Below are 23,643 nucleotides of genomic sequence, written 5' to 3'. Positions count from 1 at the left end.
TCGCCGAATAAATAAAGAGAGAGTTAGTGTGAAAGCTGACAACCCTTTTGACTCCTTACTCCCTGCTGCGATGGCGAAAGTTGCCGAGGAAGCGGGCGTTTATAAAGCCACGAAACATCCGTTAAAGACGTTTTATCTGGCAATTACGGCTGGCGTATTTATTTCCATTGCGTTTGTTTTCTATATCACCGCCACCACCGGCGCTGCCGCGATGCCTTTTGGCATTACCAAACTGATTGGCGGTATCTGTTTCTCACTCGGTCTGATTCTTTGCGTCATTTGCGGCGCCGATCTTTTTACTTCAACGGTGCTGATTGTGGTCGCTAAAGCCAGCGGGCGTATCACCTGGGGTCAGCTGACGCGCAACTGGGTCAATGTTTATATCGGCAACCTGATTGGCGCCCTGCTCTTTGTCTTACTGATGTGGCTTTCTGGCGAGTATATGACCGCCAACGGCGGCTGGGGGCTTAATGTCCTGCAAACGGCGTCGCATAAAGTTGAACACACGTTTATTGAGGCAGTTTGCCTTGGCATCCTGGCTAACCTGATGGTCTGTCTGGCCGTCTGGATGAGTTATTCAGGACGCAGCCTGATTGATAAGGCCTTTATTATGATTCTGCCGGTCGGCATGTTTGTGGCCAGCGGATTCGAACATAGCATCGCCAACATGTTTATGATCCCGATGGGGATAGTGATTCGTCACTTTGGCAGCCCGGAGTTCTGGAGCGCGATCCACGCTTCGCCAGACCAATTTTCTCATCTGACCGTGATGAATTTCATCGTCGATAACCTGATACCGGTAACGATTGGTAATATTATCGGTGGAGGGTTGCTTGTCGGATTGACGTACTGGGTCATTTACCTGCGTGGCGATGACCATCGCTGATAGTTGTTCCAGGCAGTAAATAAAAAATCCACTTAAGAAGGTAGGTGTTACATGTCCGAGCTTAATGAAAAGTTAGCCACAGCCTGGGAAGGTTTTGCGAAAGGCGACTGGCAGAATGAAGTCAACGTCCGCGACTTTATCCAGAAAAACTACACGCCATACGAGGGTGACGAGTCCTTCCTGGCTGGCGCAACTGAAGCCACCACTACCCTGTGGGACAAAGTTATGGAAGGCGTCAAACTGGAAAACCGCACTCATGCGCCAGTAGACTTCGACACTTCCGTGGCGTCCACCATCACTTCGCATGACGCAGGCTATATTAACAAGTCTCTTGAGAAAATTGTTGGTCTGCAGACTGAAGCTCCGCTGAAACGCGCCATTATCCCATTTGGCGGCATCAAAATGGTTGAAGGTTCCTGCAAAGCGTATAACCGCGAGCTGGATCCGCAACTGAAAAAAATCTTCACCGAATACCGTAAAACCCACAACCAGGGCGTATTCGACGTTTACACCAAAGACATCCTGAACTGCCGTAAATCCGGCGTGCTGACCGGTCTGCCGGATGCTTACGGCCGTGGCCGTATCATTGGTGACTACCGCCGCGTTGCGCTGTACGGTATCGACTTCCTGATGAAAGACAAATATGCACAGTTTGTCTCTCTGCAGCAGGACCTCGAAAACGGCGTAAACCTGGAAGCGACTATCCGTCTGCGTGAAGAAATTGCTGAACAGCATCGCGCGCTGGGTCAGATCAAAGAGATGGCAGCGAAATATGGCTGTGATATCTCCGGTCCGGCGACCAACGCTCAGGAAGCCGTACAGTGGACTTACTTCGGCTACCTGGCTGCGGTGAAATCCCAGAACGGTGCCGCAATGTCCTTTGGCCGCGTCTCCACCTTCCTTGACGTGTACATCGAACGCGACCTGAAAGCAGGCAAACTCACCGAGCAGGAAGCCCAGGAACTGATCGACCACCTGGTGATGAAACTGCGTATGGTGCGCTTCCTGCGTACACCGGAATATGATGAGCTGTTCTCCGGCGACCCGATCTGGGCGACCGAATCCGTTGGTGGTATGGGCGTTGACGGCCGTACGCTGGTAACCAAAAACAGCTTCCGTTTCCTGAACACTCTCTACACCATGGGGCCGTCTCCGGAGCCTAACATCACGATTCTGTGGTCCGAAAAACTGCCGCTGAACTTCAAAAAATTCGCGGCGAAAGTTTCCATCGACACCTCTTCTCTGCAGTACGAGAACGATGACCTGATGCGTCCGGACTTCAACAACGACGACTACGCTATCGCATGCTGCGTAAGCCCGATGGTGGTTGGTAAGCAAATGCAGTTCTTCGGTGCTCGCGCTAACCTCGCGAAAACCATGCTGTACGCTATCAACGGCGGCGTTGATGAAAAACTGAAAATGCAGGTAGGCCCGAAATCTGAACCGATCAAAGGCGATCTGCTGAACTTCGACGAAGTCATGGAACGTATGGATCACTTCATGGACTGGCTGGCGAAACAGTACGTCACCGCCCTGAACATCATCCACTACATGCATGACAAATACAGCTACGAAGCTTCGCTGATGGCGCTGCACGATCGCGACGTTATCCGCACTATGGCGTGTGGTATCGCAGGTCTGTCTGTTGCGGCTGACTCCCTGTCTGCCATCAAATACGCGAAAGTTAAACCGATTCGCGATGAAGACGGTCTGGCTATCGACTTCGAAATCGAAGGCGAATACCCGCAGTTCGGTAACAACGACGCTCGCGTGGATGACCTGGCGGTTGACCTGGTTGAACGTTTCATGAAGAAAATTCAGAAACTGAAAACCTACCGCAACGCAATCCCGACCCAGTCCGTGCTGACCATTACCTCTAACGTGGTTTATGGTAAGAAAACCGGTAACACCCCGGATGGCCGCCGCGCTGGCGCACCGTTCGGCCCAGGTGCTAACCCGATGCACGGCCGTGACCAGAAAGGCGCTGTCGCTTCTCTGACCTCGGTTGCTAAACTGCCGTTCGCCTATGCGAAAGATGGTATCTCTTATACCTTCTCTATCGTGCCGAACGCGCTGGGTAAAGACGACGAAGTGCGCAAAACCAACCTGGCGGGCCTGATGGACGGTTACTTCCATCATGAAGCGTCTATCGAAGGCGGTCAGCACCTGAACGTGAACGTCATGAACCGCGAAATGCTGCTGGATGCGATGGAGCATCCTGAGAAATACCCGCAGCTGACCATTCGTGTGTCTGGTTACGCGGTGCGTTTCAACTCGCTGACGAAAGAACAGCAGCAGGACGTCATCACCCGTACTTTCACTCAGACAATGTAATACCCGCTCTGGCTGAAAATGCGTAAAATGAAGGCTCCACGTTTGTGGGGCCTTTCTTATAACCCACCCCGGTATGAGCCTTTTCTGCAAGGCGACTGACTATACTTCAGTTATCTCGCAAAAAAGACTCGACGCGGCACAGACCGCGCTCACCCGGCCCTGTTGCATCGGGCCTGAACTGGAGATAACACCGCAATGTCAGTTACTGGTCGCATTCACTCCTACGAATCCTGTGGCACCGTTGACGGACCAGGGATCCGCTTTATCACCTTCTTTCAGGGCTGCCTGATGCGTTGCCTCTATTGCCACAACCGCGACACCTGGGACACACACGGCGGCAAAGAGATAACGGTTGAAGAACTGATGAAAGAGGTGGTGACCTACCGGCATTTCATGAACGCGTCCGGTGGCGGCGTCACGGCATCCGGCGGCGAGGCGATACTGCAGGCGGAATTCGTCCGCGACTGGTTCCGCGCCTGTAAGAAAGAAGGCATTCATACCTGTCTTGATACCAACGGTTTCGTACGTCGCTACGATCCGGTTATCGATGAACTGCTGGAAGTGACCGATCTGGTGATGCTCGATCTCAAGCAGATGAACGATGAAATCCACCAGAATCTGGTCGGCGTCTCTAATCACCGCACGCTGGAGTTCGCCAAATATATTTCAGCCAAAGGCATCAAAACCTGGATCCGCTATGTCGTCGTTCCTGGCTGGTCTGATGATGATGATTCCGCACATCGCCTGGGCGAATTTACCCGCGATATGGGCAACGTCGAGAAAATCGAACTGCTGCCCTACCACGAGCTGGGTAAGCATAAATGGGTGGCGATGGGCGAAGAGTATAAGCTTGACGGCGTGAAACCACCGAAAAAGGAAACGATGGAGCGCGTCAAAGGGATTCTTGAGCAGTACGGCCACAAAGTGATGTACTAAAAACAACGCCCGCATCATGCGGGCGTTTTGTTATCAGGCGTGTGCCACCGGCGTAGGATGATGCCCGGCTTTGCGCATCAGCATCATCAGATAAACAAACGATACGCTGGCAATCATCACAAACAGTAAGCTGTCTGAATAGCTCTGCATCAGCATGGCGGTAAAAGTCGGCCCTAACAGACTGCCGATGGTATAGCTCAGCAGCAGCGCCTGATTCATCGCCACCAGTTGGTGATGCTCAACCTTTTCACACGCCCAGGCCATCGCAACCGGGTAAAGCGTAAAACCGGCGGCACCAAGAACAAACAGCGCTGGTGCCATCGCAGCCTGTGCCAGCATCGCCATGCAGCCCACAATCACGACAAATACCTGCACACGCAACACCAGCAGACGCCCGAAACGGTCAGCCAGTTTACCGATAGGCCACTGGCCTATAATCCCGGCGCTCACCATCACCGCCATCCAGAAGCCAATCCCGGAGTCGCTCACGCCCTGATGGTTAAGGTACAGCGGCATCAGACCATACAGCGAGCCCAGCACAATACCGGAGATAATGCAGCCGTTAACGCCGAGACGCGCCTGACGCAGCTTAAACATTGGCCAGACGTGCGTTTTTTCCTGATGTTCGCTGCTGCTGTTCACGATACGGGTAAAGAGCAGTGGCAGAATGGCCGCCATCACCATGCCAGTGACCCACGGCAGGACGCTCATCAGGTCGGTCGGCAGCTTGCTGACCATCAGTTGTCCGGCGACCGTGCCCAGATAATAAACCATCATATACGCCGCCAGCAGACGCCCGCGATTACGTGCCGTGCCGCTGCACATCAGCGCGCTTTCCACGACCACCCAAATCATCGCGCAGCCGACACCCGCGATAAAACGCCACGCAAGCCAGCTCCAGAAACCGAGCGTCATACCGAGCCCGGCACAGCCAGCAGCAAAAATCAGCGAGGCGAGATAGTAGCTGCGGTTAAATCCATAGCGCTTGATAAGCGCGCCGGTGATCAGCGTGCCCAGCAGGTTGCCGGTAAAATAAGACGAGCCGACCATACCAACCTGCCAGGTCGGCAAATTGTCATGGGCCAGCCACAGCGGTACGAGCGTATTTAACACCGCTATCGCAAGGGTCAACAGCAGCAGGCCACAGAGCAAAAGCAGCACTGGCCGGGTATAGATAGACATGGATAAAACCGTGAGGAAGGTAAGAATTCGTGCGCATCATGCCACCAGCAACGCCAAAGTCAATCTGCCAGAAATCGCCTTTAATGGTCGAAACAGGCTGTCGATGAACAGTGTTCATTTATCCGTTACGGTACTGATGATTTTCGTCTGGCATAATTCATTAAAAATAATAAGTTAGCTGAATAATGCCGGGGGGATATCGATGAAAAAATTTATCAATAATTCTTATAAAAGAGGCGGGTCTAAAAATGAAAAAAGCGCCCGCAGGCGCTTTTAAAAGAATGGGCGATTCACCTTAGCCGATGAATTCAAGACCTTTCATATACGGACGCAGCACTTCAGGAATTTCGATGCGGCCATCCGCCTGCTGATAGTTCTCCAGCACAGCGACCAGCGTACGTCCAACCGCCAGACCAGAACCGTTCAGGGTGTGAACCAGGCGGGTCTTTTTATCAGACTTGCTGCGGCAGCGTGCCTGCATGCGACGCGCCTGGAAATCCCACATATTGGAGCAGGAAGAGATTTCGCGGTACGTATCCTGCGCCGGAAGCCAGACTTCCAGGTCATAGGTTTTACGCGCGCCGAAGCCCATATCGCCAGAGCACAGCAGCACTTTACGGTACGGAAGACCGAGCAGTTGCAGCACTTTCTCCGCGTGGCCGGTCATTTCTTCCAGCGCCTGCATGGAATCTTCCGGACGTACAACCTGCACCATTTCCACTTTATCGAACTGGTGCATACGAATAAGACCACGGGTATCGCGGCCGTAAGAACCCGCTTCAGAGCGGAAGCACGGCGTATGCGCGGTCATTTTGATCGGCAGCGACTCTTCGTCGATGATCTCATCGCGCACGAGGTTCGTCAGCGGCACTTCTGCGGTCGGGATCAGCGCATAGTTGCTACTGTCGGCTTCTTCTTCCAGCGGACGCGTGTGGAACAGATCGCCTGCGAATTTCGGCAACTGACCCGTACCGTAGAGCGTGTCGTGGTTCACCAGATACGGCACATAGTTTTCGCTATAGCCATGCTCTTCGGTATGCAGATCCAGCATAAACTGCGACAGCGCGCGGTGCAGGCGGGCAATCTGCCCTTTCATAACCACAAAACGTGAGCCAGTCAGCTTCACGGCGCTCGCAAAATCCAGACCGCCCAGCGTTTCACCCAGCGTCACGTGATCGCGGATTTCGAAATCGAATTTACGCGGCGTGCCCCAACGGCTCACTTCTACGTTTTCGCTGTCATCTTTACCCAGCGGCACTTCATCATCCGGCAGGTTAGGCAGGGTCAGCGCGATATCGCGGATTTCCGCAAGCAGCGCATCCAGCTCATTTTTCGCCGCATCAAGCTCTTCGCCGAGTTTGTTCACTTCCAGACGAAGCGGCTCAATATCCTCCCCACGCGCTTTCGCCTGGCCGATGGATTTCGATCGCGAGTTACGTTCAGCCTGCAGATTTTCAGTTTTTACCTGCAGAACTTTACGACGCTCTTCAAGAGCGACCAGCTTATCTACATCCAGCTTAAAGCCCCGGCGTGCCAGTTTTTCTGCGACTGCGTCTGGCTCGGTACGCAGCAGATTGGGATCGAGCATGCTTATCCTGTGCTTATCGAAAAAAGAAAAGGGAAAGGCGACCGCAGCCTGCGGTCGCACTGATATTCAACGATTAACCTTACCGCAACGATCGCGTTAGCGGTAGCGTTTTGTGGGGCTTTTCTGATCCTGCTCAGCAAGCCAGGCTAGCTTTTCGCCAATCTTGCCTTCAAGACCTCTGTTGGTGGGATGATAGTAGCGCGTTTGTGCCATTTCGGCGGGGAAATAGTCTTCGCCAGCGGCATAGGCGTTGGGCTCATCATGCGCATAACGATACTCCTGCCCGTAGCCCATCTCTTTCATAAGCTTCGTCGGGGCGTTACGCAGATGTTCCGGCACATCGTAATCCGGGCGCTCACGGGCATCTTTCAGCGCCGCCTTGAAAGCGGTATAAACCGCGTTGCTCTTCGGCGCGCAGGCAAGATAGACAATCGCCTGCGCAATCGCCCTTTCGCCTTCTGCAGGACCGACGCGCGTAAAGCAGTCCCACGCGGAAATCGCCACCTGCATGGCGCGCGGATCGGCGTTACCGACATCTTCAGAGGCGATGGCCAGACAGCGCCGCGCGACATACAGCGGATCGCCGCCCGCGCTGATAATACGCGCATACCAGTAGAGTGCTGCATCGGGCGCTGAGCCGCGCACTGATTTATGCAGCGCGGAGATCAGATCGTAAAAACGGTCGCCTTTATTATCAAAGCGAGCGCTGCGCTCACCGGCGATTTCCGTCAGCAGTTCGGGCCTGAGCACCCGTTTGCCGTTGTCGTCGGTGGGTGCCATATCGGCCATCATTTCCAGCGTATTTAGCGCGCGGCGCGCGTCACCGTTGACCAGCTCGGCAATCGCGAGGCGGGTTTCATCCGGTAAGACGATATCCTGTCCGCCGTAGCCGCGCTCACGGTCGGTCATCGCCTGGGTCAATACCTGTTCGATGTCCTCCACCGTCAGCGATTTCAGGAGATAGACACGCGCGCGTGAAAGCAGCGCGGAATTCAACTCAAACGACGGGTTTTCCGTTGTCGCGCCAATAAACGTAATGGTGCCGTCTTCGATATGCGGCAGGAAAGCGTCCTGCTGGCTTTTGTTAAACCGATGCACCTCGTCAACGAACAAAATCGTGCGGCGGCCCGCGTTGCGGTTCTGGCGGGCGCGCTCGATAGCCTCACGGATCTCTTTCACGCCGGATGTCACCGCCGAAATACGCTCCACATCAGCGTTCGCGTAGCGACCAATCACTTCGGCCAGTGTCGTTTTACCGGTGCCAGGCGGCCCCCAAAGGATCATCGAGTGGAGATGCCCGGCTTCGATGGCGCGGGGGAGTGGCTTACCGGGCGCCAGCAGATGCTGCTGCCCGATGTACTGCGCCAGATTTTCTGGCCGCATACGCGCGGCCAGTGGCTGAAAGGTGTTATCGGAAAAATCGAGCGAAAGATTGCCCACCCGGACCTCGGCTTACTTATTACGCTGGTCATCCACCGTTACGCCCTGCGGCGGCGTAAAGGTAAATTTGCTCATATCCACAGCGCCATTCTGCTGAGATTTCAGCTGATAGCTGCTGCGCTGGTCGTCCTGTTCGACGGCGCTGAATTGATTGATGGTGCCGTCGCGGCTCACGTTAATGGTGAACTGCTTCAGGTTGCCGCTGGCTGATTTTGGCGTCAGCACAAAATCATCGCCGTTTTGCTTAATGTTGTACTGCTGCCAGTCACTGCTCTGGTTACGCGCAATCAGCATAAAAGGCGTATTGCTGGTCGCGTCTTTCAGCCAGGTCGCGCTCGCCTGTTCAACAAACGGGTTATAGAACCACAGCGTCTTGCCATCGGAGATCAGCACGCTTTCATCCGGCTGCGTCATATGCCAGTTGAAAAGATTCGGACGTTTGACCCACAGATCGCCCTGGCCTTCCTGAACGGCGGCACCGCTGCCATCGGTTACTTTCTGGGTGAAGCTGGCGTGGAAGCTGCTGACTTTATCAAGGCGGCTTTTCAAATCGCCTGCGGCATCCGCCCACACGGACGATACGGCAAACGCAGAAAGCAAAGCACAGGTAACGGCGATTTTTTTCATTATTATCCCTCAGAATACGACCGACCCCAGTACGGGATCGCTTACTGTCCCTAACTGTAGCCATAAGGCTGACATTTTCGACAGAAGAAAAAGCTGATTTTTTGGTAATTTACCCATCTTTTCAGAATCGTGATGAGCGTGAAGCCCTGCGCGCACGGCCGCATGCCGCACGCGCAGGGAAAAGAACGGTTACTCAAACGGCGGCGGTGCCAGCACTTCGCGGTTGCCGTTATGGCCCTGCTCGCTGACGATGCCCTGCATTTCCATCTGTTCGATAATGCGCGCCGCGCGGTTGTAGCCGATGCGGAACTGACGCTGTACGCCAGAAATCGACGCTTTACGTTTTTCCACCACAAACGACACGGCCTGATCGAACAGCGGATCCAGCTCTTCGCCGCCGTCGAAGCCGCCGCCACCGCCCTCGCTTTCGCTATCGGAAGTGATGCCGTCGACATACTGTGGACGCCCGCGCGCTTTCCAGTCCTGCACGACGGCATGAACTTCTTCATCACGCACGAAGGCACCGTGAACGCGAACCGGCATGGAGGAGTTCGGGCCGGAGTAGAGCATATCACCCATCCCCAACAGCGATTCCGCGCCGCCCTGATCAAGAATGGTGCGGGAGTCGATTTTGCTGGACACGGTAAATGCGATACGCGTCGGAATGTTGGCTTTAATCAGACCGGTGATGACATCCACGGAAGGACGCTGCGTCGCCAGCACCAGATGAATGCCCGCCGCACGCGCCTTCTGCGCGAGACGCGCGATCAGCTCTTCGACTTTTTTACCGACCGTCATCATCAGATCGGCAAATTCATCCACCAGCACCACGATATACGGCAGTTTTTCCAGCACCGGATGGGTGGCATCCATGCTGTCACCTGGTTTCCAGTACGGATCCGGGATCGGGCGGCCCATGCGTTTCGCTTCGGCGATCTTCTCGTTATAACCGGCAAGGTTACGCACGCCGAGCGCCGACATGAGCTTGTAACGGCGCTCCATTTCATTCACGCTCCAGCGCAGCGCGTTGGCGGCGTCTTTCATGTCGGTGACCACTTCGGTCAGAAGATGTGGAATGCCTTCATAGACAGAAAGTTCCAGCATTTTCGGGTCGATCATGATAAAGCGCACATCTTCCGGCGTCGCTTTGTAGAGCATGCTCAGGATCATGGCGTTAACGCCCACCGACTTACCGGAACCGGTGGTACCCGCCACCAGCAGGTGCGGCATTTTCGCAAGATCGGCCACGACCGGCTCACCAGCGATATCTTTCCCCAGCACCACGCTCAGCGGTGAAGGGTTCTCGCGGAATTTCGCGCAGTCCAGCACTTCGCGCAGATAGACGGTCTGACGTTTTTTGTTTGGCAGCTCAAGGCCGACATACGGCTTACCGGGGATCACTTCCACCACGCGCACCGCAACGGTGGAGAGCGAACGCGCCAGGTCGCGCGACAGGTTAGAAATACGCGCAGCCTTAACGCCCGGTGCCAGATTCAGCTCGAAGCGGGTAATAACCGGGCCTGGCGAGTAGTTAACCACATCCGCTTTAATGCGGAAATCGGCGAGACGCGCCTCCACCAGACGCGCCATTTGCTCCAGAGCAAAGGTATCCACCGGCTCCACTTCCGCTGGCGGCGACGTCAGCAGATCCAGCGACGGCAGCGGCGTAGACGGCTTATGCTTCGGCAGCTCTTCGCCATTACGCATCAGCAGCGGATGGATCAGGCTGTCACGCGGTGATGATGCCGGTGCCGCTGGCTGTTGAGGCTGCACAGGCGCAACCGGAGGCTGAGCCTGATAGCCCTGAGCGGGCGCGGAAGGCGCCTGATAACCCTGAGTCGGTACCACAGACTGCGGTTGCATCTGAGGCCGATGCGTGGCAGCAGGTTGGGCATAGCCCTGCGGTGCCTGAGGCTGCGGCACATAACCTTGCGGCTGCACGTAGCTTTGCGCGGGCGCTGCGGGCTGCGCAACGTGCGTATGCGGCTGTTGCGGCTGCTGATAATGTTGCTGCGGTTGATGTGCGGGGCGATACGGCTCAGGCTCGACAGGCTCTGGCATAAACAGCGGCTCGCTCGGGCCGTCATTAACCAGCGCTTTCATCGGCGAAAGCGCAATGTCATCAGGCATAAACGGTGTAGCGCCAGACGGTTGCGGCGCAGAATAGCGCTGCTGCTGAGACGCGGCAAACTGACGTGCCAGCTCAGCCTGTTCAGCGGCGTCTTCCTCTTCCGGGCTCATCTCTGCCTGATACGTTTCGCCGTAACGTTGCTGCTGGGACGCGGCAAACTGGCGCGCCAGCTCGTCCTGATACATCGCATCGGCTTCTTCTTCAGAAACGCCCTGCTGCTGTTGCGCCATACGACGCTCCGCTTCTTCACGGGCGCGCTCTTCGGCCATTCGCTGGGAAGGCAGTTTGATGCCATAAGAGGCAAGCTCACGACGCGTCGGCACACGAACGCGGTTCGGGCGCGGCAGCTGCGGGCCAATGCCCTCTTTCACCTGAGGACGCGGTGCTTCGCTGGCCGCCGGGGTAAAGGCGAGGCCGGCGGTTTGCGCTGCTGCAGAGGTTGCCTGCGATGCAGCCTGAGCAGCCGCCGCAGCGACAGTCGCCTGTGCGGCTACGTTCAGACCAGACGCGGCGGCACCAGTGGTATCAGAAACCGATGCTGAAGGCGCGGCAGGCGCGGGGTCTGGTGCGCGGACTGGCTCTGGTTTACGGGTAAGCTCTTCCGGCTCAGGAATCGGCTGATACCACGCGGCCAGTTGTTCGCGTTCACGAGCGCGCTGGGCTTCCACTTCTTCGAAATGATACAGCGGCGGACGCGCGGGTTTGACCTCTTCCGGCGGTGCAACGGGCTCTGGCTCGTGCACCGGCGCAGTTTCATGAGCCGGGGCATACGGGTCTGGCGCAGCGTAAGGCGTTTGCGATGCCGGCGCATAAGGCTCCTGCGCAGGTACATAAGGCTCTGGCGTGTACTGGCCACCCTGCGGCTGTGCATAAGGATCATGCGGTGGTTGCTGATATGCCTGCGTAGGAGAGGGCTGCGCCTGATACGGCTGCGGCTGATGAGGCTGTTGCGCAGGTTGATAAGCAGGCGTTACCGGCGCGCTGTGCTGCGCGGGCTGCCAGTACTCTTCTTCCTGTACTGATGGTTGTGCGACAGGTGGCTGTGACGGCGCATAGTAATCCGGCTCCGGGGCAATCCCCGGATGCGATTGCGGCGCAGAAGGCGCGGAATGCCATTCAATTTCAGGCGCGACGTCCGGTGCCTGAACGCTTACCGCTTCAGACGGCATTGCCGTTTGCGCAGATGCCCAGACCGGCGCAACCGGTGTGGCAGCCGCTGCAACGGCGGCCGGGTCGGCAATCGAATGGCCATTCAGCAGCGGGTCGTTTTCATCATAAAACGCGTCCGGCTCGGTCACTTTATGGCCGGAGAACAGCACATCGTCGGCATCAGCCGGCGTGCCGCGCACACTGTATTGTACCTCGTCGGCGTCATCCATCCGCTTGCCCGAAAAGAGCGCGGCGTCGGTTTTACGGGCGACAGGGTTGCTGAATTTGTCTGCCAGCCGCTGACGGCGGGCTAAAGCGCCACGAAGAATACGCGCGCGACGGGATTCTCCTTTCGCTGGCTTCAGCTCACGCTCATCCTCTTCATATTCGTCGTGCTCTTCATCGTCTTCGTAATCGTCTTCATCCTGCCAGGTGTCGTCACGGCGGGTACGGTTGCTGGCGAACGTCAGTACGGTAAGCACGGCGCTGCCGATTTTCTCTGCGATGCTGACCCAGGACCAGCCGGTAAAGAGCGTCAGCCCTGCTGCCCAGACGCAGAGCAGCGCGATGGTGCCGCCGCTGCTGTTGAGCATCGGCTGAAGCGCGGTGCTGAGCAGGCTGCCAATCACGCCGCCGGAGGCGAAATACCAGATATCGTCGGCGTTAATCGCCGCCAGTCCGCAGGAAGTCAGGATGAGCGCCAGTACGCCTATCAAGCGCAGCGCCACGGCGAAATAGTCGATGTAATCTTCGTTGCCGCGCTGACGCCAGGCAAACCAGCAGCCGCCCACCATGATCACAGGAATGGTGTAGGCCATCACGCCGAAAATAAAGAACAGCGTGTCCGCAAGCCACGCGCCAGGCGCGCCGCCCAGATTATGGATAGGCTCATGCCAGGCCGTTTGTGACCAGCTCGGATCGGAAGGATTAAAGCTTAACAGGGCGGCCATCAGCCAGACGGCAAACAGCACTACAAGGATCAGAAGCGCCTCGAGCAGTCGTCGCCCGCTGCTTAATTTAGTGAGTGTGACTTCTTTGTCTTCGGTGTATTCCTGGCTCAAGACAGGCTCTCCAGGTCCATGAGGTAAAACGGACAGCAGTGGCGAGAAACCCCGCCACTGCTGCTGTATGGATTAACAGGAGTGTAATCAAACTACGCCCGGTTTGCACCTGTTCTGTGTTAGCGGGTTTTAATGACCAGACGATTACTCTGCTTCACTTCTTCCATGACGACGTAAGTACGGGTGTCGTTCACGCCCGGCAGACGTAGCAGGGTCTCGCCCAACAGCTTACGGTACGCGGACATATCTGGCACACGGGTTTTCAACAGGTAGTCGAAATCGCCCGAAACCAGATGGCACTCCTGAATTTCTTCCAGCTTTTGTACAGCAGCATTGAACTGCTCAAACACATCCGGCGCGCCACGATTCAGAGTAATCTCAACAAATACCAGAAGTGAGGCATCCAGATAATGCGGGTTCAGCAGAGCCGTATAGCCCTGAATAAAACCCTGTCGTTCCAGGCGACGAACGCGCTCTAAGCACGGCGTCGGTGAAAGACCCACTCTTTTTGAAAGCTCGACGTTAGAAATGCGCCCATCCTTTTGCAGCTCATTAAGAATGTTACGATCGATACGGTCGAGATCTTTGCCAGGGCGCTTCTTGCTATCTACCATTATTATTGTCTCTCTGTATTCCTTCCCTACACCTGCCATTACCCGTTGCACTTCACTGTTCAGGGCGTCAGTTAGAAGACCGTTGCCCACTGGCAGCTATCGACATTACGTATGGCGTCTGTCCACGCCATGCGTGAATTTCAATAGCCCGGAAATTGGCACAAGCTTGCGCCAGAATGCGCTGCAACCAAAGCCAACCCTTTTTTCTTCCTCGAATGTTTTCGCAAAAGCGCAGGGGATTGTCAAAGCAAAACATCGATTTTTAGTAGAACGTGCCAGAGACTGGTTGCGAGCGGCGATTATTCCTCATTTTACTGCCTTATATGCCGCGCTTTTTAATCAGTAAAAATAATGACGCTATCGGCCGCAGCTATTGCATGAATCGTTAACAAAATTGCCACACTCTTTTTTTAGCCCCGTAAATTCCCTACAATCCAGCCCATTGTCTGCCAACAACAATGAGGATCTCATGGGCACGGCTAAACACAGTAAGCTGTTAATTCTTGGCTCCGGCCCGGCGGGATACACCGCTGCGGTCTACGCGGCGCGCGCCAACCTGAAGCCGGTTCTGATTACCGGGATGGAAAAAGGCGGTCAGTTGACCACCACCACTGAAGTGGAAAACTGGCCGGGCGACCCGCACGATCTGACCGGTCCGCTGTTGATGGAACGCATGCACGAGCATGCCGCGAAGTTTGAAACAGAAATTCTTTTCGACCATATCAACAAGGTCGATCTGCAAAACCGTCCGTTCCGTCTTATCGGCGACAGCGGCGAATACACCTGTGACGCGCTTATCATCGCCACCGGCGCCTCCGCGCGTTATCTGGGCCTGCCGTCTGAAGAAGCCTATAAAGGCCGCGGCGTCTCCGCCTGCGCCACCTGTGACGGGTTCTTCTACCGCAACCAGAAAGTCGCAGTTATCGGCGGCGGCAACACTGCGGTGGAAGAAGCGCTGTATCTGGCGAATATCGCCTCTGAAGTACACCTGATCCACCGCCGCGATACTTTCCGCGCCGAGAAAATCCTGGTGAAACGCCTGATGGATAAAGTGGAAAGCGGCAACATCGTGCTGCACACCCACCGCACGCTGGAAGAAGTGACCGGCGACCAGATGGGCGTCAGCGGTCTGCGTCTGCGCGACACCGTAAACCCGGAAAACGTCGAGACGCTGGATGTCGCAGGCCTGTTCGTCGCGATCGGCCACAGCCCGAACACCGCGATTTTTGAAGGCCAGCTGGAGCTTGAGAACGGCTACATCAAAGTGCAGTCCGGTATTCACGGTAACGCAACCCAGACCAGCATTCCGGGCGTCTTCGCCGCAGGCGACGTGATGGACCATATTTACCGTCAGGCTATTACCTCTGCCGGTACCGGCTGTATGGCCGCGCTGGATGCCGAACGCTATCTTGACGGTCTTGCTGAAAAGCAGAGCTAATTCCGCACGTTAAACAAGGCGACGAATCAGTCGCCTTTCTTTTATCCCCGTTGTAACATTGCCTGCTCTCTCGCCTTGCGGCGAGCACTCTGGATTTTACTGCTCAGTGCATGCAATGAATAAAACCCGTCAACAAGAACTGACCCGCTGGCTTAAACAGCAAAGTGTTATCTCCCGCCGCTGGCTCAGCCTGTCGCGCCTGCTTGGCGTGGTGAGCGGTTTGCTTATCGTCGCGCAGGCCTGGCTGCTGGCCGATCTCCTTAACGATCTGATAATCAAAGGCATCCCGCGCGAGGCGCTGCTGCTGCCGTTTGTGCTGTTGATTCTGGTCTTCGTATTACGGGCCTGGGTGGTGTGGCTGCGCGAAAAAGTTGGGTTTCACGCCGGGCAACATATCCGCGCCCGCATTCGCCAGCAGGTGATGAACCGCCTTCAGGAGGCAGGGCCTGCCTGGATCCAGGGGAAACCCGCCGGTAGCTGGGCGACGCTTATCCTTGAGCAGATTGACGATATGCACGATTTTTACGCCCGCTACCTGCCGCAAATGGCGCTGGCGGCGAGCGTGCCGCTGCTGATTGTGCTTGCTATTTTCCCTTACAACTGGGCGGCGGCGCTGATCCTGCTTGGCACCGCGCCGCTGATCCCGCTGTTTATGGCGATGGTCGGCATGGGTGCCGCCGATGCCAACCGGCGCAATTTCCAGGCGCTGGCGCGCCTGAGCGGCAACTTCCTTGACCGCCTGCGCGGTATGGAAACCCTGCGTCTTTTCAACCGCGGCGCAGCGGAAACGCACAACATTCAGGCCGCCTCGCAGGATTTTCGCAAGCGAACCATGGAAGTATTGCGCCTCGCGTTCCTCTCCTCCGGCGTGCTGGAGTTTTTCACCTCGCTTTCCATTGCACTGGTGGCGGTCTATTTCGGCTTCTCTTATCTGGGCGAGCTGAATTTCGGCCATTACGGCACCGGCGTGACGCTGTTCGCCGGTTTCCTGGCGCTGATTCTGGCACCGGAATTTTTCCAGCCGCTGCGCGATCTCGGCACCTTTTATCATGCCAAAGCGCAGGCTGTCGGCGCGGCGGATAGCCTGAAAACGTTCCTTGAAACCCCGATTCAGCATGCTGAGAAAGGCACACTGGAGCTTCCCGGCTGCGAGCCGATTTCGCTTGAGGCACAGGGCCTGACCATTCTTTCGCCGCAAGGGAAACGTCTCGCCGGGCCACTGAATTTCACGCTGCCCGCGGGCAAACGCGTGGCGCTGGTGGGGCAAAGCGGCGCGGGGAAAAGCTCGCTTTTAAACCTGCTGGCCGGGTTTCTGCCCTATGAAGGCTCGCTGCGCGTTAACGGTGTTGAACTGCGCGAGCTGGAGCCGGAAAGCTGGCGGCGTCAGTTGAGCTGGGTGGGACAAAACCCGCAGCTGCCTGCCGGAACGCTTAAAGAAAATGTTTTACTGGCCGATCCCGAGGCGAGCGACACGCAGCTCTATGCGGCGCTGGATAAAGCCTGGGTGAGCGAATTCTTACCGCTACTGGCGCAGGGCGTTGACACGCCGATTGGCGATCAGTCCTCCGGCCTCTCTGTGGGCCAGGCGCAGCGCGTGGCGGTTGCCCGTGCGCTGTTAACGCCGTGCCGTTTGCTGCTGCTGGATGAGCCTTCCGCAAGCCTTGATGCCGGTAGCGAGCGCCGCGTGATGCAGGCGCTGGAGAGCGCGTCGCTGGCGCAGACCACATTGATGGTCACACACCAGATTGATGATATCGCCGCCTGGGATGAAGTCTGGGTAATGCGCGACGGGCGCATCGTGGAGCGCGGCGACGTCGCCACGCTCAGCGAGGCCGATGGTTATTTCGCGGCGCTGCTGGCGCACCGTCAGGAGGAGATTTAAATGCGCGCGTTACTTCCCTATCTGGCGCTCTACAAACGCCATAAATGGCTGCTGTCGCTCGGCGTCGTACTGGCTATCGTGACGCTGCTCGCCAGCATCGGCCTGCTGACACTCTCCGGCTGGTTCCTCTCCGCCTCTGCGGTCGTAGGCATGGCTGGCCTGTACAGTTTTAACTATATGCTGCCTGCCGCTGGCGTGCGCGGAGCGGCGATTATCCGCACCGCCGGGCGTTATTTCGAGCGTCTGGTGAGCCACGAAGGCACGTTCCGCGTGCTGGAGCACTTACGCGTCTATACCTTCAGTCGCCTGCTGCCGCTTTCTCCGTCCGGGCTCGCGCGTTTTCGTCAGGGCGAACTGTTGAACCGCCTGGTGGCGGATGTCGATACGCTGGATCACCTCTATCTGCGCGTGATTTCACCGCTCATCGGCGCGCTTGCGGTTATCGCGGTCGTGACGCTTGGCTTAAGCCTGCTGGATGTGACGCTGGCGCTGACGCTCGGCGGGATCATGCTGGCGACGCTGCTGCTGCTCCCTCCCCTCTTCTATCGCGCCGGTCGACCGGTGGGCGAAGCGCTGACGATGCTTCGCGCCAGCTATCGCCAGCAGCTGACCGGCTGGTTGCAGGGTCAGGCGGAACTGTCGATTTTCGGCGCGGCCGGGCGTTATCGTGAACAACTGGATACAACCGAACAAGTCTGGCACGAGGCGCAGCGCCGCCAGGCCGGGCTGACAGCGCTTTCGCAGGCGATGATGACGCTGATTAGCGGCATGACGGTCGTACTGATCCTCTGGATGGCCGCAGGCGGCGTTGGTGGCAACAGCACGCCGGGTTCGCTTATCGCGCTGTTTGTCTTCTGCGCGCTGGCCGCCTTTGAAGCGCTCGCGCCGGTCGGCGGCGCGTTCCAGCATCTTGGTCAGGTTATCGCCTCCGCGCGTCGCGTGAGCGACGTCATTGATCAGCCGGCTGACATCACCTTTGCAGAGTCGGGCAAAGATGCGCCGCGCGAGGCCTCGTTGTCGCTGCGTAACGTGAGCTTCAGTTACCCCGGCCAGCCGCAGCCTGCGCTGCGCAATATTACGCTTGACGTCGCACCGGGCGAGCATATCGCGATTCTCGGGCGCACCGGCTGTGGTAAATCGACGCTGTTGCAGCTTATCACCCGCGCCTGGGACCCGACTTCCGGCGGCGTGATGCTTGATGGCGTCTCCATCACCGGTTACCGCGAAGCCGCGCTGCGCGCCACCATGAGCGTCGTACCGCAGCGCGTGCATCTCTTTAGCGCCACGCTTCGCGACAACCTCCTCCTCGCCGCGCCGCAGGCCGATGACGCCGCACTCGGCGCAGTACTCGCCCGCGTGGGGCTTGAAAAACTTCTGGATGATGAGGGGCTGAACGCCTGGCTTGGCGAAGGCGGACGCCAGCTCTCCGGCGGCGAGCTGCGCCGTCTCGGCATCGCACGCGCGCTGCTGCACGACGCGCCAATGCTCTTACTGGATGAACCGACAGAAGGGCTGGATGCCGAAACCGAGCGTCAGATACTCGCTCTGGTAAAAGAAGTCGCCGCACAAAAAACGCTGCTGATGGTGACCCACCGCCTGCAGGGGCTGACGGCGTTCGATCGCATCATTGTCATGGACAACGGGCAGATTACTGAGCAAGGTAGTCACAAGGAATTACTGGCGCAGCAGGGACGTTATTATCAGTTTCGTGCGCGTTCAGTACACTATCATTGATTGATATTTGACACTGTTGTCATGGAGCGCCGTTGTGATGCGTCTGGTGCAGCTTTCTCGTCATTCGATTGCTTTTCCCTCGCCTGAGGGGGCGTTACGTGAACCCAACGGCTTACTGGCATTAGGCGGGGATCTCAGCCCCGCTCGTCTGATGATGGCCTATCAGCAGGGCATTTTTCCGTGGTTCTCGCCGGGAGACCCGATCTTATGGTGGTCTCCGGATCCACGCGCGGTGATTTGGCCTGAGCGGTTGCACATCAGCCGCAGCATGAAGCGCTTCCACCGCCGTTCGCCCTATCGCGTGACGCTGAATCACGCGTTTAACGCTGTGATTCAGGGCTGCGCCAGCGACCGTGACGACGGCACCTGGATAACCAACGATGTGGTGATCGCCTGGCAGCGCCTGCATGAACTGGGCCATGCGCACTCTGTTGAAGTCTGGCAGGACGATACGCTCGTGGGCGGTATGTATGGCGTGGCGCAGGGCGCGCTGTTTTGCGGCGAATCGATGTTCAGCCGCCGTGAGAACGCCTCGAAAACCGCGTTGGTGGTGTTTTGCGACTACTTTGTCGCGCAGGGCGGCAGGCTGATTGATTGTCAGGTGCTCAACCCGCACACCGCGTCGCTGGGCGCGGTCGAAATCCCGCGCCGTGATTATTTACAACAACTGGCTGAGCTTCGCCCGTTGCCGCTCGAAAAACGTTGCTGGGTGCCGCAAACCCTTTTTACGCCCGCAGGATAGCAGAATGTTTTCGGCACATTTTTTGTCAGGGTGTTATACTTACGCACGCAGAAAATGACTGCCATTACCCTGCCGCCGTTTTGGGACCCTCCGTTAACGCAACGCTTTGGATCTCACGCTCCCCGTTACGCTTGCGCTGCCCGCGCGGTTTTGTCGTGGGAGCGGGAAGGCGCAGCGGTACAACGGGCATTTCGCCCGCAAAACTTTACTTAATGGGTGAACTTGGGCATTATCTTGCCGGTTCAAACTATGGTAGTGATACCCCAGAGGATTAGATGGCCAAAGAAGACAATATTGAAATGCAGGGTACCGTTCTTGAAACGTTACCTAACACTATGTTCCGCGTAGAACTGGAAAACGGTCACGTGGTAACTGCCCATATCTCCGGTAAAATGCGCAAAAACTACATCCGCATTCTGACGGGCGACAAAGTGACTGTTGAGCTGACCCCGTACGACCTGAGCAAAGGCCGCATTGTCTTCCGTAGTCGCTAAGTTTGTACAGGCTTCTTAAGCGAAGCCAGGCCGCGCCGCCGTTTGCCGCGCCAGCCTGAAAAAAAGCGCCTTTTTGCGGCGCTTTTTTTATGCGTGTCTTGCCTGAAAAAGCGATAAAAAAACGCCGGATATCGCTATCCGGCGTTGTGTCTTATATACGCATGGCGTTAGTGCGCGGCTTCAGGCTTATGCTTCTGCGCGCTCTGGAAGCTGTACGTCAGTTTATCGCCTTCTTTATCCAGCGCGACGGAGACCTGGCCGCCATCCACCAGCGAACCAAAGAGCAGCTCGTTGGCCAGCGGTTTTTTCAGGTTGTCCTGAATCACGCGGGTCATCGGGCGTGCGCCCATCGCACGGTCGTAGCCTTTCTCCGCCAGCCAGTCACGCGCTTCCTGGCTAACTTCCAGGGAGACGCCTTTCTGGTCAAGCTGCGCCTGCAGTTCAACGATGAACTTGTCGACAACCTGATGAATCACCTCGGTAGAGAGATGGTTGAACCAGATGATATTGTCGAGACGGTTACGGAACTCTGGCGTAAAGATCTTTTTGATCTCTTCCATCGCGTCGGTGCTGTTGTCCTGACGGATAAGCCCAATCGATTTACGCTCGGTTTCACGCACACCGGCGTTGGTGGTCATTACCAGAATCACGTTGCGGAAATCCGCTTTACGCCCGTTGTTATCGGTCAGCGTGCCGTTGTCCATCACCTGCAGCAGCAGGTTAAAGACATCCGGGTGCGCTTTTTCGATTTCATCAAGCAGCAGTACCGCATGCGGATGTTTGATGACCGCGTCAGTCAGCAGACCGCCCTGATCAAACCCAACGTAGCCCGGAGGCGCGCCAATCAGACGGCTGACGGTATGACGTTCCATATATTCGGACATATCAAAGCGCAGCAGTTCAATACCCAGCGCTTTGGACAGCTGCACCGTCACCTCGGTTTTCCCGACGCCGGTCGGGCCTGCGAAGAGGAAAGAACCTACCGGTTTACGGTCATGCCCCAGCCCCGCACGGCTCATTTTGATGGCTTCGGTTAAGGCCTCAATGGCTTTATCCTGACCAAACACCAGCATTTTCAGGCGATCGCCCAGGTTTTTGAGCGTATCGCGATCGCTTTGCGACACGCTCTTCTCCGGGATACGCGCGATGCGAGCCACCACGGTTTCGATATCCGCCACATTGACGGTTTTCTTACGCTTGCTGACTGGCATCAGACGCGCACGCGCGCCCGCTTCGTCGATAACGTCGATGGCCTTATCCGGCAGATGACGGTCATTGATATATTTAACCGCCAGCTCCACCGCCGCGCGTACCGCTTTCGCGGTGTAACGGACGTCGTGGTGCGCTTCATATTTCGGCTTCAGGCCGTTAATGATCTGTACGGTTTCCTCAACGCTCGGCTCGGTGATGTCGATTTTCTGGAAGCGACGCGCCAGCGCGCGGTCTTTTTCGAAAATGTTGCTGAACTCCTGATACGTCGTGGAGCCCATGACCCGGATTTTGCCGCTGGAGAGCAGCGGTTTAATCAGGTTTGCCGCATCGACCTGGCCGCCTGAGGCTGCGCCCGCGCCGATGATGGTATGGATTTCGTCGATAAACAGGATGCTGTTGTTATCCTGCTCAAGTTGTTTAAGCAGCGCCTTGAAGCGTTTTTCAAAATCGCCGCGGTATTTAGTGCCCGCCAGCAGCGAGCCGATATCCAGCGCGTAGATAGTGCAGTCGGCCATCACTTCCGGCACGTCGCCCTGCACGATACGCCAGGCGAGCCCTTCGGCGATGGCGGTTTTCCCGACGCCCGATTCACCCACCAGCAGCGGGTTGTTTTTCCGGCGACGGCAGAGCACCTGAATGGCGCGCTCCAGCTCTTTGTCGCGGCCAATCAGCGGATCGATGCCGCCAACGCGGGCAAGCTGATTGAGATTGGTGGTGAAGTTTTCCATACGCTCCTCCCCGCCTGCCTGCTCTTCGTTGACCGGATTGTCATTGCCCGGCGCCTGGCCCGGCTCGTCTTTACGGGTACCGTGGGAGATGAAATTCACCACATCAAGGCGACTGACTTCATGTTTACGCAACAGATAAGCCGCCTGAGACTCCTGTTCGCTGAAGATAGCCACTAAGACATTGGCGCCAGTCACTTCGCTACGGCCGGAGGACTGGACGTGGAACACGGCGCGCTGCAACACGCGCTGGAAGCTGAGCGTCGGCTGAGTGTCGCGCTCCTCTTCGCTCGCGGGCAGTACGGGTGTGGTTTGTTCAATGAAGGCTTCGAGTTCCTGACGCAGCGCCACCAGATCCACGGAACAGGCTTCAAGCGCCTCCCGTGCCGATGGGTTACTGAGCAGAGCCAGTAACAGATGCTCGACGGTCATAAACTCATGTCGGTGCTCGCGCGCTCTGGCGAAAGCCATGTTTAAACTGAGTTCCAGTTCCTGGTTGAGCATAGGGCACCCCCTCAATAGTTTGCCTTAATCAGGCTTTTTCCAGCGTACACAACAACGGATGGTCGTTCTCCCTCGCATATTTGTTCACCAGCGCCACTTTGGTTTCCGCCACTTCCGCGGTGAAAACGCCACAGATGGCTTTCCCCTGATAGTGAACCGTGAGCATCAGTTGCGTTGCACGTTCTACATCATAAGAAAAGAACTTTTGTAGCACGTCAATAACAAATTCCATTGGCGTGTAATCGTCGTTCATTAATATAACTTTATACATAGATGGCGGCTTTAGCGCTTCGCGCAGATCATCTTCCGCCAAATGGTCAAAATCCAGCCAACTTTTGTCTTTACTCATTGCCAGTCGTCATCATGGTTAAACAGTACAGCCAGCGTGTTTTCCGGCGCTCTGGTTGAGTGTAATACGCATCCTGAATCTACCCTAATGTTCAGCAAGCAACCAGCTATCACTGGTATTCGCGAGCTCTGTCACATTAATGAAAATAGCGTTAACTGCTTCAAAATTTTGACTCAATCCCACCTGCCAGACCCCGGTGAACGCTTGACGCACAGTGCGATTTCTCTAAATTGTACAAGCGTGAGTTGGCGAGGTTTTGAACAGCCCCCCTCACCCACCGGTTCAATCCATCTTACTCAATAAGACTTATGAAGGATGTCGAAGCATGGAGACGGGTACTGTTAAATGGTTCAATAACGCCAAAGGGTTTGGGTTCATCTGCCCTGAAGGCGGCGGCGAAGATATCTTTGCGCACTACTCTACAATCCAGATGGACGGCTACAGAACGCTGAAAGCCGGACAAGTCGTGAGGTTCGATGTGCATCAGGGTCCCAAAGGCAACCATGCCAGCGTCATTGTCCCTCTTGAAGCAGAAGCCGCATCCGCAGTTGCGTAACTCTTCTGTTTCATTGTGTACATCCTGCTCCTGAAATGCCAGTCCCGTGGACTGGCATT

At 56.5% G+C, this 23,643-nt stretch carries 17 protein-coding genes; 9 read left to right on the top strand and 8 right to left on the bottom strand.

Annotated features, from left to right (window positions below):
- Positions 1–28: 28 nt before the first annotated feature.
- From focA to pflA, 3 genes are all read left to right on the top strand, one after another.
- Complete coding sequence (focA, locus tag ACUW6V_RS06195) at positions 29–886, top strand: formate transporter FocA (protein ID WP_004387359.1); 858 nt, start codon at positions 29–31, stop codon at positions 884–886.
- 51 nt (positions 887–937) lie between these two features.
- On the top strand, positions 938–3,220 hold the full coding sequence (pflB, locus tag ACUW6V_RS06190) for a formate C-acetyltransferase (protein WP_004387360.1): 2,283 nt from the start codon (positions 938–940) through the stop codon (positions 3,218–3,220).
- A gap of 195 nt (positions 3,221–3,415) precedes the next feature.
- Positions 3,416–4,156: a pyruvate formate lyase 1-activating protein gene (pflA, locus tag ACUW6V_RS06185; RefSeq protein WP_007782507.1), complete on the top strand. Its 741-nt coding sequence runs from the start codon at positions 3,416–3,418 to the stop codon at positions 4,154–4,156.
- A gap of 33 nt (positions 4,157–4,189) precedes the next feature.
- Here the strand turns inward: pflA and ACUW6V_RS06180 are convergent, their stop codons facing one another.
- The 6 genes from ACUW6V_RS06180 to lrp all read right to left on the bottom strand — a co-directional run bounded on the left by ACUW6V_RS06180 (position 4,190) and on the right by lrp (position 13,948).
- Positions 4,190–5,338: an MFS transporter gene (locus ACUW6V_RS06180; protein WP_004387362.1), complete on the bottom strand. Its 1,149-nt coding sequence runs from the start codon at positions 5,336–5,338 to the stop codon at positions 4,190–4,192.
- A gap of 295 nt (positions 5,339–5,633) precedes the next feature.
- Positions 5,634–6,926 carry a serine--tRNA ligase gene (serS, locus tag ACUW6V_RS06175; RefSeq protein ID WP_007866459.1) on the bottom strand — a complete coding sequence of 431 codons (1,293 nt, stop codon included), beginning with the start codon at positions 6,924–6,926 and terminating at the stop codon, positions 5,634–5,636.
- A 96-nt stretch (positions 6,927–7,022) separates the two neighbouring features.
- On the bottom strand, positions 7,023–8,366 hold the full coding sequence (gene rarA, locus ACUW6V_RS06170) for a replication-associated recombination protein RarA (protein ID WP_014729217.1): 1,344 nt from the start codon (positions 8,364–8,366) through the stop codon (positions 7,023–7,025).
- 12 nt (positions 8,367–8,378) lie between these two features.
- Complete coding sequence (lolA, locus tag ACUW6V_RS06165; RefSeq protein ID WP_004387365.1) at positions 8,379–8,993, bottom strand: outer membrane lipoprotein chaperone LolA; 615 nt, start codon at positions 8,991–8,993, stop codon at positions 8,379–8,381.
- 189 nt (positions 8,994–9,182) lie between these two features.
- On the bottom strand, positions 9,183–13,334 hold the full coding sequence (ftsK, locus tag ACUW6V_RS06160) for a DNA translocase FtsK (RefSeq protein WP_454038131.1): 4,152 nt from the start codon (positions 13,332–13,334) through the stop codon (positions 9,183–9,185).
- Between the two features lie 119 nt (positions 13,335–13,453).
- Positions 13,454–13,948 carry a leucine-responsive transcriptional regulator Lrp gene (gene lrp, locus ACUW6V_RS06155; RefSeq protein ID WP_000228469.1) on the bottom strand — a complete coding sequence of 165 codons (495 nt, stop codon included), beginning with the start codon at positions 13,946–13,948 and terminating at the stop codon, positions 13,454–13,456.
- A gap of 469 nt (positions 13,949–14,417) precedes the next feature.
- Here lrp and trxB point away from each other — a divergent pair, with 469 nt between their 5' ends.
- The 5 genes from trxB (at position 14,418) to infA (ending at position 20,238) form a co-directional block, all read left to right on the top strand.
- Positions 14,418–15,386, top strand: a complete 969-nt coding sequence (gene trxB, locus ACUW6V_RS06150) for a thioredoxin-disulfide reductase (RefSeq protein ID WP_004386312.1) — start codon at positions 14,418–14,420, stop codon at positions 15,384–15,386.
- A gap of 115 nt (positions 15,387–15,501) precedes the next feature.
- Positions 15,502–17,268, top strand: a complete 1,767-nt coding sequence (gene cydD / locus ACUW6V_RS06145) for a heme ABC transporter permease/ATP-binding protein CydD (RefSeq protein ID WP_454038130.1) — start codon at positions 15,502–15,504, stop codon at positions 17,266–17,268.
- Positions 17,269–19,002: a heme ABC transporter ATP-binding protein/permease CydC gene (cydC, locus tag ACUW6V_RS06140; protein WP_104671547.1), complete on the top strand. Its 1,734-nt coding sequence runs from the start codon at positions 17,269–17,271 to the stop codon at positions 19,000–19,002. It begins immediately after the preceding gene.
- A 37-nt stretch (positions 19,003–19,039) separates the two neighbouring features.
- Entirely contained in the window at positions 19,040–19,744 is a 705-nt protein-coding gene (aat, locus tag ACUW6V_RS06135; RefSeq protein ID WP_004387934.1) for a leucyl/phenylalanyl-tRNA--protein transferase, read from the top strand.
- Between the two features lie 275 nt (positions 19,745–20,019).
- Positions 20,020–20,238 (top strand): translation initiation factor IF-1, encoded by a 219-nt coding sequence (infA, locus tag ACUW6V_RS06130; protein WP_001040187.1) that lies wholly within the window; start codon positions 20,020–20,022, stop codon positions 20,236–20,238.
- A gap of 167 nt (positions 20,239–20,405) precedes the next feature.
- On the opposite strand, the gene clpA is transcribed toward infA, so the two are convergent.
- Both clpA and clpS read right to left on the bottom strand, forming a co-directional pair.
- Positions 20,406–22,679: an ATP-dependent Clp protease ATP-binding subunit ClpA gene (gene clpA, locus ACUW6V_RS06125; protein ID WP_004387935.1), complete on the bottom strand. Its 2,274-nt coding sequence runs from the start codon at positions 22,677–22,679 to the stop codon at positions 20,406–20,408.
- A gap of 28 nt (positions 22,680–22,707) precedes the next feature.
- Complete coding sequence (gene clpS / locus ACUW6V_RS06120) at positions 22,708–23,028, bottom strand: ATP-dependent Clp protease adapter ClpS (protein ID WP_004387936.1); 321 nt, start codon at positions 23,026–23,028, stop codon at positions 22,708–22,710.
- 325 nt (positions 23,029–23,353) lie between these two features.
- On the opposite strand from clpS, the gene cspD reads away from it, so the two are divergent.
- Complete coding sequence (cspD, locus tag ACUW6V_RS06115) at positions 23,354–23,584, top strand: cold shock-like protein CspD (RefSeq protein ID WP_004387937.1); 231 nt, start codon at positions 23,354–23,356, stop codon at positions 23,582–23,584.
- Positions 23,585–23,643 lie beyond the last annotated feature (59 nt).

The sequence above is a fragment of the Cronobacter sp. 153480017-3 genome (assembly GCF_053627815.1).
Note: the sequence above shows the minus strand (reverse complement) of the source record. Positions and strands in the feature narration are given on the sequence as shown.